This window comes from Xanthomonas sp. WHRI 7945, assembly GCF_035026585.1.
The window spans coordinates 16,117-28,299 of record NZ_JAYIQP010000008.1 but is presented as its reverse complement, the minus strand read 5'-3'; the positions used below and the strand labels follow the sequence as shown (position 1 = coordinate 28,299).

Below are 12,183 nucleotides of genomic sequence, written 5' to 3'. Positions count from 1 at the left end.
ATGCACGCAGCCGCTTCCGACCTCATCGCGTCCGACAGCAGTGCCGCGGACGCCAGCGCCCGCCACTGGATCCGGATCTGCCGCATCGACGACATCCCCGCGCTCGGCGCGCGCGTGCTGCAGATCGCCGGCACCGACCCGATCGCGCTGTTCCGCACCGCCGGCGACCGCGTGTTCGCGTTGGTCGACCGCTGCCCGCACAAGGGCGGGCCGCTGTCGCAGGGCATCGTCGCCGGCGACAGCGTCACCTGCCCGTTGCACAACTGGAATATCGCCCTGGACAGCGGCCAGGCCTGCGCGCCGGACGTGGGCTGCGCGCGCCGCTATCCGGTGCGGGTGGACGACGGCGAGGTGTGGCTGTCGTTGCAGGGCGCCGCGTGATGGACGGCGCGCACGTGCCGGCAGCGAGCGCGGTCGCGGACAACGCCGCGCGGCGCACGCTGACCCGTTCCACCTGCTGCTACTGCGGGGTCGGCTGCGGCGTGCTGATCGAGACCGAGCACGCCGCCGACGGCGCCGCGCGCATCGTCGGCATCGAGGGCGACCCGGAACACCCGGCCAACTACGGCCGGCTGTGCAGCAAGGGCCGCACGCTGCCGCAGACCGTGCGCAGCCTGCACGGCCGCGCGCTGCAGCCGGAACTGCGCACGCATCGCGACGCACCACGCCGTGCGGTGGACTGGGCGGTGGCGCTGGACAGCGTGGCCGAGCGTCTGGCCGGCATCGTCGAACGGCACGGGCCGGACGCGGTGGCGTTCTACCTGTCCGGGCAGTTGCTGACCGAGGACTACTACGTCTTCAACAAGCTGGCCAAGGGCCTGATCGGCACCAACAACATCGACACCAATTCGCGGCTGTGCATGTCCAGCGCGGTCACCGGCTACAAGCTGGCGCTGGGCGCGGACGGCCCGCCGACCTGCTACGAGGATCTGGAACTGGCCAGGACCGTGCTGCTGGCCGGCAGCAACATGGCCTATGCGCATCCGGTGCTGTTCCGCCGGCTCGAGGAGGCGCGCGCGCGCGATGCGGACGTGCGCTGGATCGTGGTCGACCCGCGCCGCACCGACACCGCGGCGATGGCCGACCTGCACCTGCCGATCCAGCCCGGCACCGACGTGGCGCTGTTCAACGGCATGCTGCATCACCTGATCTGGGAAGACCGCATCGATCGCGCGTTCATCGCCGCGCATACGCAGGGTTTCGCCGAACTGCGGCAGACATTGCGCGAGTACACCCCGGCGATGGCCGCCGACATCTGCGGCATCCCGGTCGCCGACCTGGTGCAGGCGGCGGAATGGTTCGGCCGCGACGCGCCGGCGCTGTCGCTGTATTGCATGGGCCTGAACCAGTCCGCGCACGGCACCGACAAGAACCTGGCGTTGATCCACCTGCACCTGGCCACCGCGCAGATCGGCAAGCCCGGCGCGGGCCCGTTCTCGCTGACCGGACAGCCGAACGCGATGGGCGGGCGCGAGGTCGGCGGCATGGCGACGATGCTGGCCGCGCACCGCGAGATCGCCAGCGCCACCGATCGCGCCGAACTGGAGCGGCTGTGGCAGCTGCCGGCCGAGCGGCTGTCGGCGCGTCCCGGCCTGCCGGCAGTGGCGCTGTTCGATGCGCTGCGCCGCGGCGAGGTCAAGGCGGTGTGGATCGCCTGCACCAATCCCGTGCACTCGATGCCGGACATCGCGCAGGTGCGCGATGCGTTGCGCCAGGCCGAACTGGTGATCGTGCAGGACGCCTTCGTGCAGACCGACACGGTGCCGTTCGCCGATGTGCTGCTGCCGGCGGCGAGCTGGGGCGAGAAGGACGGCACGGTGACCAATTCCGAGCGCCGCATCTCGCGCGTGCGCCAGGCGCTGCCGGCGCCGGGTGCGGCCAAACCGGACTGGTGGATCGCCAACGAGGTGGCGCGGCGGCTGGAAGCGCGGCTGGATGCGCCCGCCGCCGGCTCGCGCTTCGGCTTCGCCGATACCGCGGCGGTGTTCGACGAGCATCGCGCGCTGAGCGTCGGCCGCGACCTGGACATCGGCGGACTGGACTATGCGCGGCTGGAGACGCAAGGCCCGCAGCAATGGCCGCTGCCGGCCGGCGCCGCGCATGGCCAGGCGCGACGCTACGCCGACGGCGTGTTCGCCACCGCCGACGGCCGCGCGCGTTTCCATCCCACGCCGTACAAGCCGGTGGCCGAACCCACCTCCGCGCGCTTCCCGCTGCGCCTGCTGAGCGGGCGCCTGCGCGACCAGTGGCACGGCATGTCGCGCAGCGGCAGGGTGCCGGGGCTGTTCGCGCACAGTCCGCAGCCGGGCCTGCGCATGCATCCGCAGGACGCGGCGCGGCGCGGGCTGGCCGCCGGCGATCTGGTGCGTGTCGTGAGCAAGCGCGGCAGCGTAGTGCTGCCGCTGGAGCCGTGCGAGGAGATGCGTTCGGGCGACGTGTTCGCGGCGATGCACTGGAATGCGCAGTTCCTGGACAACGGCGGCATCAACGAGCTCAGCCTGGCGACGGTGGACGCGCGCTCGCAGCAGCCCGAGCTCAAGCATGCCGCGGTGCGCGTGGAGAAGGCCGAGTTCGGCTGGCACCTGCTGCTGGCGCGGCGCGGCGACGCGCTCGCGCTGCAGGCCGCCGCGCAACCGTGGCTGCGCGACTTCGGCTACGCCGCGCTGAGCCTGCAGGCCGAGAGCGGCGAACAGGAACAGGCCTGGTTGGTGTTGCGCGCCGCGGCCGAGCAGGCGCCGGCCGCCGCGCAACTGGAGGCGCTGGCCGCGGCGCTGGCCTTGGCCGGCGGCGACGCCGATACCCTCGAATACCGCGACGCGCGCCGTGGCCTGCTCAAGCGCGTGGCTTGGCGCGGCGCCGCGCCGGCCAGCCACCTCGACGGCCTGCTGTTGGCCGGCGCGCAGCGCGATGCCGGCGGCGAAGCGCTGCTGGAGCGCGCGCTGAGCGGCGAGGTCTGGTATGGCGCGCGGCTGGCGGCCTTCGCGCAGGCCGGCGGCGGCGCGCGCGATCCGGTGGTGTGCCAATGCACGCAGGTCCGCGAATCGGCGATCCGCAGCGAAGCCGCGCGCGGCGCGGCGCCGGCCGAGATCCGCGCGCGGCTGGGCTGCGGCAGCGTGTGCGGCTCGTGCATGCCGCAGGTGCTGCGGCTGTGCACGACGGCGGCAAGCGCATGAGCGGCTGCGGCTTGCAGGTTGCCATTGTGCCGGCCACGGAGTGCGCAGGAAACGCTGTAGGCATCCGCCTTGCGTTCTACTCGGCTGGCAAGGCGAAGCGACGCGCTGGTGACGAGCGCTCGTCGCAGGTGCAGCGGGCGGACGCCGCAGTGGTGCCGGCGCTCGCGAGATCACCCCGCTTCGCACACGCCGCCGCAGCTGCTGCGGTGCGCGACGACCCGTTGCGCATGAGTGGTCGGGGCTCACGCGCCGCCCTGGTGTCCGCTGGGGATGCAGCGACGAACGCCGCGTGCGCTCGCGGCCCACGCGGCGCCGCCGGTAGAGCGCGGCGACGGCGCGCGTGGCGGGCGCATGCGAAACGCGGTGCGGATGCGCGCAGCGGTGCGCAGGCGGGTGCGATGTCTTGGGTGTGGTTCCTTCTTCCTGGGTGGAGTCTGCGATGAACGATGCAAGCGTGTCCGGCGTGCGTGGTGGCGGTGAAGTGGTGTTGCTGTCGGCCGGTCCCGGCGATCTGGAGCTGCTGACGCTGAAGGCGGTCAAGGCGCTGGCCGCGGCGCAGGTGCTGCTGCTCGACGACCTGGTCAACCCGGACATCGTGCAGTTCGCGCCGCAGGCGCGGGTGATCCGAGTCGGCAAGCGCGGCGGCTGCCGCTCCACCCCGCAGGATTTCATCTGCCGGCTGATGCGGCGCTATGCGCTGCAGGGCGCCAACGTGGTGCGCGCCAAGGGTGGCGAGGCGCTGTTGTTCGGCCGCGCCGGCGAGGAGATCGCGTTCCTGCGCGCGTCGGGCGTGGCGGTGCGCATCGTCAACGGCGTCAGCGCCGGGTTCGCCGCGGCGGCGGGGCTGGGCATGTCGCTGACCCATCGCGACCACTGCCCCGGCATCACCTTCGTCACCGCGCACACCCAGGACCATGGCGAGCCGGACTGGGCCGCACTGTGCGCCACCCGCACCACGCTGGCGATCTACATGGGCATGGGCCGCATCGCCGCGCTCAGCGCCGCCTTGCTGCGTTACCTGCCCGGCGACACGCCGGCGGCGGTGGTGCAGTCGGCGAGCCTGCCGCAGCAGGCGCAACTGCTGACCACGCTCGGCCGCCTGGCCGTGGACGTCGAAGGCCTGGGCATCGGCGTCCCAGGCGTGATCCTGATCGGTGGCGCGGTGGGCGAGGCCCAGGTGCAGCAGTTCGCGCAGTCGCACGCACTGCAGGCGACCGCGTGATCCCTTGTGGGAGCGACTTCAGTCGCGACATGTCTTACCGGTAGAGCCCGTCGCGACTGAAGTCGCTCCCACACATTTCGCCATTCATACGGAATGGCCGTAGATGCGCGAATTCTTGTGGGAGTGTCATCAGTCGCGACGAGGGGAGTCGAATCCTCGTCATCGCATCACGCCTCGAAGTCGGCCCCGAACCATCGTGACATCCTGAATTCCGATGGCGCCGGCTGCGGATACATACGGTCGCGGCTGAAGCCGCTCCTACAGTGCATGCGTGCAGTGCGCCTCGATCCCCCTGTAGGAGCGGCTTCAGCCGCGACGAACGAAGCGAAAGGCGTTGCAGCGTCATGTAACGCGCCGGGCCGATGCTCCGAAGCCATCGCGATATCCGACATGGGTGAGCCGCTGACGCAAGGGCTAGGAACGCCTTGTTCGTCAATGTCGCCCGGGCCGTCGCGACCGCCGGAAACCTTGGGATGCCGCCAGGCCGTGCATCCTGCGCAGATGGCGCACCGCGATTTCCTGCGGCAACCATGCGACGATGCCGAAGGGGCGCTGCCGCTACCCGACTGCCCGCCCCTCCCGGGGTCGAAGGAGATGCAATGAAAAGCACGTCGGATGCCAGAATGCCCCGCCTTCTGGCACCTTGGGCAAGCCCGTCGCGCCGCCGTTGGCTGCTTGTCTTCGCACTCGCCGCCGCAGCCACCGCGCAAGCGCAGTCGGCACCCGCGCAGGATCCGCTCGCCGTGCTGGACCACGGGCTGCGCCCGAGCGTGCTCGCGCCCGGCCAGGCTTTGCCACGATGGTCGATCGACCAACGCATGCGCCACTACAAGGTGCCCGGCGTCGCCGTGGCGATACTGAAACATGGCGAAGTGGTAGCGGTGTCGGGCTACGGCGTGCGGCAAGCGCATGCGCAGGACAAGGTCGACGGCGACACGCTGTTTTCGGTCGGTTCGATCAGCAAGGTCGCCACCGCGACCACCGCCTTGCGCTTGATCGCGCACGGCGAACTCGATCTGGACCGGAACGTCGACGACTACCTCAAGCGCTGGAAGCTGCCGACCTCCGCGGACGTTCCCCGCCCGAACGTCAGCCTGCGAATGCTGATGTCGCATACCTCCGGCCTGGGCGTGCACGGTTTCGCGGACTATCGCCCCGAGGCTCCGCTGCCGACCCTCGTGCAGGTGCTCGAAGGGCAGACACCGGCCAACGGCGAAGCGGTCGCGTTCAAGCACCCGCCAGGACAGGTCAATGACTATTCCGGCGGCGGCGTCACCGTGGAACAGGCCGTCATCGAAGATGCGACCGGTCAACCGCTCCAGCAGGTGGCCCAGGACCTGGTGTTCGCGCCGCTGGGCATGCGCCGCAGCACCTTCGAAAGCCCGCTCTCGGCCGAACACGGCAACATCGCCAAGGCGCATGACGCGAGCGGCGCACCGACGGCCTTGCCGCGCGGCTGGGAAAGCTTCGCCGAGGCCGGAGCATCGGGCTTGTGGACGACGGCAAACGATCTCGGGCGGCTGGTCGGTGGATTGATCGACAGCTACCAGGGCCGAAGCGATTTTCTGCCGCAGCCGTTGGCGACGGCGATGATGACCGAGGTCTCGCCGGGACCTTTCGGGCTGGGGCCGCGTCTGGGTGGCGCCGGTCCGGGACGCCACTTCTTCCACATGGGCGCCAACGACAGTTATCGGGCGTTTTTCGAGGGGTATCCGGAAACCGGCGACGGCTTCGTGATCCTCACCAACGGAAGCAACGGCACCGAACTGTCCTTCGAGATCCGCAACGCGTTGGCCGATGCGATCGGCCTGGGCGCACATCCGCCGATCCGCAGCGTGGCGCCGCGGTTGCCGCCTCCGCCGGACTATGCCGGCCGTTACCGGCTGGACACCAGCGTGCCGATGGACCTGCGCCGTGCCTCGGCCGACAGCTTCGACCACGGCTCCCTGCAGGTGAAGGTCGCCGGCGACAAGGTAGAAGTGCTGTTGCCGGGTCAGGACGCGCCGCAGCCGTTGCACTCCCTTGGACCGGCACAATTCGTTCTGGCGGGGATGTACGCGTTCGTGTTCGAGTTCCGGCGCGATGCGTGGGGAAAGGTGCGAGGCATCTCGCTGTCGATCCCGGAGGCCAACTCCGTGACCTATTACGTACGCGAATGAAGGCCGCGGCGCAGGATCGAATATCCGACCGACGGGGCGCCGGATTCACCATGCCATCCACCTGTCGGACCCGGCGCTATTGCCGACCGCCGGTGAGGTCTTGAAATGAGCGATTCGCAGAAAGCTGTCCGCCGCCATTGGCGCCACCCGCGGCGTCGGTTATGAAACGGTCCGCCAGCTTGCCGAAGCCGCGTCGCCACCCTGCGTGCTGAGACCACAGGTGCCGGTAAGGTTGTCCAGCGGGCGCAAGTTCGCAGGCATAGTTTTCAACGCTTGCGATTGCACTGAGGCCAGCTCCTTTTTTCGAGCTTGAGCAGCTTGTGCTGGCCGCGATCTCGCTTGTACCTGAGCCGCCGCCGACAAACGAGCGCCGAAGGCTGGCCGGTCGAGCCGATGACGCAGGACATCAGCAACGCCGCCACGATTCACAAGGCCCTTGCCTATGAGGGGCGACCGTCTTCGTGACGCACGCAGCCTGAATTTTCGCGTCCCGTCACCCACCTGGGCCCGAAACCACCGGCATCGCTCCACACGCGCAGCCATCTGCCTGTGTGGAGCGACGCCCAGCCGCATTGCGCGATCGGCAAGGCCGCTCTAAACGGCCGCGCTTTCCTGCGCCTGCGCCGCGCTCAGGCCGCCGGCGTCGGCGACGGCGCCGCGTTCTGGTGCTGGGCCGCGGCGGCCTTGCTGTCGCGCTCGGCCGCCAGCAGGGTCAGCGAACGGCCGATGCCGTGCCATTGCGAGCCGCCCGGCAGGCCGTGCTCGTGCTCGCGCTCGGCGGTATCGATCAGGACGCGCCAATGCTCGCCCTCGACCAGCGGCAGGGTGAAGGTCACGTCCTCGACGGCACCGTTGACGATCATCAGCAAGGTCACGTTCGACGCCGCCTGGCGCAGGCCGCTGGACGGCGCCCGGCCGTCCAGGCGCATCATCATCGCCCGCGCATGCGGGTCGTGCCAGGACGCCTCGGTCATTTCCTCGCCGTCCGGCGCCAGCCAACTGACGTCCTTGATGCCCAGCTCTTCGTCGTACACGCCGTCGAAGAAGCGCGCACGATGCAACAGCGGGTAGTGCGCGCGCAGGTGGGTCAGGCGCGCCACGAACGCGGTCAGCCGCTGCGCGCGCTCGTCGCTGTCCCAGTTCAGCCAGGTCAGCTCGTTGTCCTGGCAGTAGGTGTTGTTGTTGCCGCCCTTGCTGCGCCCGAACTCGTCGCCGGCCAGCAGCATCGGCGTGCCCTGCGACAGCAGCAGCGTGGCCAGGATGTTGCGCATCTGCCGCTGGCGCAGCGCGTTGATCTGCTCGTCGTCGGTCTCGCCCTCCACGCCGTAGTTGGCGGAGATGTTGTTGTCCGAACCGTCGCGGTTTTCCTCGCCGTTGGCGTCGTTGTGCTTGTGCTCGTAGCTGACCAGGTCGTGCAGGGTGAAGCCGTCGTGGGCGGTGACGAAGTTGACCGAGGCAGTGGGGCGGCGGCCGCGGTGGTTGAACAGGTCGGCCGAGCCGGTCAGGCGCGTGGCCAGTTCGGCCAGCTGGCCTTCGTCGCCGCGCCAGAACGCGCGCACGTTGTCGCGGAACTTGTCGTTCCACTCCGACCAGCCCGGCGGGAAGCCGCCGACCTGGTAACCGCCGGGACCCACGTCCCACGGTTCGGCGATCAGCTTGACCTGGCTCAGCAGCGGATCCTGGCGGCAGGCGTCGAGGAAGCCGCCCTTGGGATCGAAGCCGTGGTGCTCGCGGCCGAGGATGGTGGCCAGGTCGAAGCGGAACCCGTCCACGTGCATCTCCGACACCCAGTAACGCAACGAGTCGTTGACCATGCGCAGCGCGCCGGCGTTGGTCAGGTCGAAGGTGTTGCCGGTGCCGGTGTCGTTGATGTAGAAGCGGCGGTCCTGCGCCAGGCGGTAGTAGCTGGCGTTGTCGATGCCCTTGAACGACAGCGTCGGTCCCAGCTCGTTGCCTTCTGCGGTGTGGTTGTAGACCACGTCCAGGATCACTTCCAACCCGGCGTGGTGCAGCCGCGCCACCATTTGCTTGAACTCGGCCACGGTGCGCGTGGCCATGTAGCGCGGCTGCGGCGCGAAGAAGCCGATGGTGTTGTAGCCCCAGTAGTTGCGCAGGCCCTGCTTGAGCAGGTATTCGTCGTCGACGAAGGCGTGCACCGGCAGCAGCTCCACCGCGGTCATGCCGAGCCGCTTGATGTGTTCCACCACCTCGTCGACCTTGAGCCCGGAGAAGGTGCCGCGCCAGGCCTCGGGTACCGACGGATGGCGCATGGTGGTGCCGCGCACATGGGTCTCGTAGATCACCGTGCGGTCCCACGGCGTCTGCAGGCGCTGGTCCTTGCCCCAGGTGAAGGCCGGATCGATCACCGCGCACTTGGGCACGTAGGCGGCGCTGTCGCGGCGGTCGAAGCTCAGGTCCGCGTCCTTGTGGCCGATGGTGTAGCCGAACAGGGCCGGGGCCCATTTCAGCTCGCCGACCAGCTGCTTGGCGTAGGGATCGAGCAGCAGTTTGTTGGGATTGAAGCGGTGTCCGGCGTCGGGCGCGTACGGGCCGTACACGCGGTAGCCGTACAGCTGGCCGGGCCGCGCATCGGGCAGGTAGCCGTGCCAGATCTCATCGGTGTACTCGGGCAGGACGATGCGCTCGACCTCGCGCCCGCGCTCGTCGAACAGGCACAGCTCGACCTTGGTGGCGTTGCTCGAATACAACGCGAAATTGACGCCCAGGCCGTCCCAGGTGGCGCCCAGCGGATACGAGCGGCCTTCGCGGATGCGAGAGCGGCGGGCGAGCTTGCGAAGCGGCATGCGGAATCCTTACGACGTGGCGGGGCCGTTGCCGGCCGGAGAAAGCGAGTGGTCTTGCGCAGGGGCGTGGGCTTCGGCGTCGACCAGGCGTTCGGCCATGGCCCAGTGGCGGGCGGCGCGGCCGTCTGGCCGGCCCTCGGCCTCCCAGATTTCGTGTGCGAGTTGTTCGATGCGGCGCTTGCGTGTGTCTGCGTCCATGGCGGTCTTGTCAGGGGAAGGTGGCCAGTACGGCGACCGGGAAGTCGGCGAGCAGCTCGGACACCGGCGTCGTGGCCGATGCCGCGAGCGTGCGCCCGCTCAACACATGCCGGTACTGTGCCGCGGGCAGTGTCAGAACGGTGTTATGCCAGTCCTGCGGCGCGCGCAGCGGCGCGGCCGGATCCAGCGCCTGCCGCGCCGCGGTCAGGCGCGGCACCAGCACCGCCAGGGTCTGGCCGGCGTGCTCGCGCAGGAAGCCGAGCACGTGGTCGGCGTGCGCGCCTTGCGCGTACAGCGGACGATAGTCGCCGTGCGCGAACAACGCCGGATGGGCGGCGCGCAGCTGCAGCAGCTGCGCGCTCAGCCAGGCCTTGATGTGGCCGCTGTGCCAGTCGCGCAGCAGGTCCGCCGGCGCGGTGGCGTCGCGCAGCCAGGCCTGGCGCAGCGCGTAGTCGACCGGGCGGCGGTTGTCCGGATCGACCAGCGACAGGTCCCAGCCTTCGCTGCCCTGGTACAGATCGGGCACGCCGGGCACGGTCAGGCGCAGCGTGGTCTGCACCAGGCTGTTGAGCGCGCCGGCCGGGGCCAGCGCCGCCGCGGCCTGCGCCAGCGCCTCGCGCAGCGGCGCGCCGGCCGGCGCCAGCAGCGCCGCGTCCAGGAACGCGCGCGCGCCGGTTTCGTAGGCCTCGTCCGGCCAGGTCCAGTAGGTGCGCAGCTTGGCCTCGCGTGCCGCCTTCAGCTGCCAGGCGGCGATGCGCTCGGCGTAGTCGCGCAGGCCGCCGGCATCGTCGGCGGCCAGTTCCAGCGGCCAGGCGGCGACCAGCATCTGCCACAGCATCAGCACGTCGCCGGGCAGCGGTGCGGCGCTGTCCGCCGGCAGCAGGTCGGCGGCCAGCGACTGGAAGCGCGCGACCTGTGCGTCCCACCACGGCGCCTGCGCACTGAGCGCGGCCAGGCGCATGCGCACATCTTCGCCGCGCTTGTGGTCGTGGGTGGCGGTGGCCAGCAGCGCGCGCGGATGCCGCTGCGCGCGCGCCGCGTTGGCGGCATGGAACGCGTCCGGCGCCAGCGCGAACACGTCCGGATCGCTGCCGACCTCGTTGCGCGACAGCAGCACACCATGGCGGTAGAACGCGGTGTCCTCGACCGACTTGGCGTTGAGCGGCGCCGACAGCTGTTCGATGCGCCGGCGCACGATGCGCCGCAGCGCGATCTGCGCCTTGCCGGTGCCGCGACCGTCGCGGCTCCAGCGTTCGATCGCGTCGATCGCCGCGACCACCCGCGGCTCGGCGCCGGCGCGCGCGCGCTGCGCGGCATGCGCCAGGCGCGCCGCATCGGCTTCGTCCAGGCCGTCGGGGCCGGCGTAGGTGCGGTACACCTCGAACTGCCGCAGCAGCGCCATCAGGCCCTGCGCCAGCATCTGCGGGCTGAACTCGCGGGTGACCGGTTCCAGGTGCGCTGCGGCCGACAGCGCCTGCACGGTGCGCACGAACTCGGTCTGCAGCGACCCCTGCAGGATCTCGTCGCGCGCGGCACGCTGTTCCTGGCCGAAATCGCCGCTGCGGCCGCTGTAGCGGCGCCACAGTGCGGTCAGCGGCGCGGCGCCGGCCGGGTCGTGCAGCACCCCGGCGACCTGATCCATGAAGTCGTAGCCGGTGCTGCCGTCGCACGGCCAGTCGGCGCGCAGGGTTTCCTGCGGCGCCAGGATCTTCTCGATGTACAGCGCGATGCCGCCGGCGCCGATGCCGCGACGGCGCCCGGCGCGGTCCAGTTGCGCACGCAGCCGCTGCACGTAGCCGGTGGGATCGGCCAGGCCGTCGACATGGTCCACGCGCACGCCGTCCAGGTGGCCGTCGGCGACCAGCCGCAGCGGCAGCTCGTGCACCGCGGCGAACACCTCGCTCTGCTCCACGCGCAACGCGGTCAGCGAAGTGATGTCGAAGAAGCGGCGGTAGTTGAGCATGTCGTTGCCGACCCGCCACCACGCCAGGCGGTAGCACTGGCGCTCGATCAAGCGATGCAGGGTGTCGTCGCCGAGCCGCGCGGCATCGTTGAGCCGGGCCGCCCAGGCCTGGCGCGTGGCCGGCGGATCCTGCGCGACCGGGCCTTCCAGGCGGATCGGGAAGCGCTGGTCGTGGTGCTCCAGTCGCGCCTCGCCGTCTTCGTCGACCCGCAGCTGCAACACGCCTTCGCTCAGCGCCTGCGCGTACGGCCGGTCCAGCACCGGCAGCCACAGCTTGCCGTCGCGCCCGGGCGCGCGCCAGTCGATGTCGAACCAGCCGGCGTGGCGGCTCTGCCGGCCGTGCTTGAGCACGTCCCACCACCACGGGTTGGCCGCGTGCGCGGCCATGTGGTTGGGCACGATGTCCAGGATCAGGCCCATGCCGTGCGCGCGCACGCGCTCGGACAGCTGCAGCAGCGCCGGCTCGCCGCCGAGTTCGGGGTTGACCTGGCGCGGATCGGTGACGTCGTAGCCGTGGGTGGAGCCGGGCACCGCGGTGCCGATCGGCGACAGGTACAGGTGGCTGATGCCCAGGCCGGCGTAGTACGGCACCTGCGCGGCGGCGTCGAGCAGGGTGAACCCCGCATGCAATTGCAGGCGGGCGGTGGCGCGCAGCGGGATCAGG

7 protein-coding genes are annotated in these 12,183 nt (G+C 70.6%); 4 read left to right on the top strand and 3 right to left on the bottom strand.

Going from position 1 to position 12,183, the window contains the following annotated elements; genetic code table 11:
* From nirD to VDQ83_RS08405, 4 genes are all read left to right on the top strand, one after another.
* Positions 1 to 381: a nitrite reductase small subunit NirD gene (gene nirD, locus VDQ83_RS08420; protein WP_455434564.1), complete on the top strand. Its 381-nt coding sequence runs from the start codon at positions 1 to 3 to the stop codon at positions 379 to 381.
* A complete protein-coding gene (locus tag VDQ83_RS08415; RefSeq protein WP_455434563.1) occupies positions 381 to 3,173 on the top strand; it encodes a nitrate reductase in 2,793 nt (930 codons plus the stop codon). Before nirD ends, VDQ83_RS08415 begins: the two co-directional genes overlap by 1 nt.
* A 481-nt stretch (positions 3,174 to 3,654) precedes the next feature.
* On the top strand, positions 3,655 to 4,395 hold the full coding sequence (cobA, locus tag VDQ83_RS08410; protein ID WP_455434670.1) for a uroporphyrinogen-III C-methyltransferase: 741 nt from the start codon (positions 3,655 to 3,657) through the stop codon (positions 4,393 to 4,395).
* Positions 4,396 to 4,994: 599 nt separating this feature from the next.
* The gene (locus tag VDQ83_RS08405) at positions 4,995 to 6,554 is read left to right on the top strand and encodes a serine hydrolase domain-containing protein (RefSeq protein ID WP_455434562.1); all 1,560 of its coding nucleotides are present in this window, start codon (positions 4,995 to 4,997) and stop codon (positions 6,552 to 6,554) included.
* A gap of 629 nt (positions 6,555 to 7,183) precedes the next feature.
* Here VDQ83_RS08405 and glgX read toward each other — a convergent pair.
* Genes glgX through treY form a run of 3 tightly spaced genes read right to left on the bottom strand, consistent with a single transcriptional unit; the run spans position 7,184 to position 12,182 of the window.
* The gene (gene glgX / locus VDQ83_RS08400) at positions 7,184 to 9,358 is read right to left on the bottom strand and encodes a glycogen debranching protein GlgX (protein WP_263395820.1); all 2,175 of its coding nucleotides are present in this window, start codon (positions 9,356 to 9,358) and stop codon (positions 7,184 to 7,186) included.
* Positions 9,359 to 9,367: 9 nt separating this feature from the next.
* Positions 9,368 to 9,556, bottom strand: a complete 189-nt coding sequence (locus VDQ83_RS08395; RefSeq protein ID WP_263395819.1) for a DUF2934 domain-containing protein — start codon at positions 9,554 to 9,556, stop codon at positions 9,368 to 9,370.
* Between the two features lie 10 nt (positions 9,557 to 9,566).
* The gene (gene treY / locus VDQ83_RS08390; RefSeq protein WP_455434669.1) at positions 9,567 to 12,182 is read right to left on the bottom strand and encodes a malto-oligosyltrehalose synthase; all 2,616 of its coding nucleotides are present in this window, start codon (positions 12,180 to 12,182) and stop codon (positions 9,567 to 9,569) included.
* Between the last annotated feature and the right edge of the window lies 1 nt (position 12,183).

Coding starts and splice junctions, on each gene's coding strand:
- nirD (WP_455434564.1), top strand. CDS start 1: ATGCACGCAGCCGCTTCCGACCTCATCGCGTCCGACAGCAGTGCCGCG.
- VDQ83_RS08415 (WP_455434563.1), top strand. CDS start 381: ATGGACGGCGCGCACGTGCCGGCAGCGAGCGCGGTCGCGGACAACGCC.
- VDQ83_RS08405 (WP_455434562.1), top strand. CDS start 4,995: ATGAAAAGCACGTCGGATGCCAGAATGCCCCGCCTTCTGGCACCTTGG.
- glgX (WP_263395820.1), bottom strand. CDS start 9,358: ATGCCGCTTCGCAAGCTCGCCCGCCGCTCTCGCATCCGCGAAGGCCGC.
- VDQ83_RS08395 (WP_263395819.1), bottom strand. CDS start 9,556: ATGGACGCAGACACACGCAAGCGCCGCATCGAACAACTCGCACACGAA.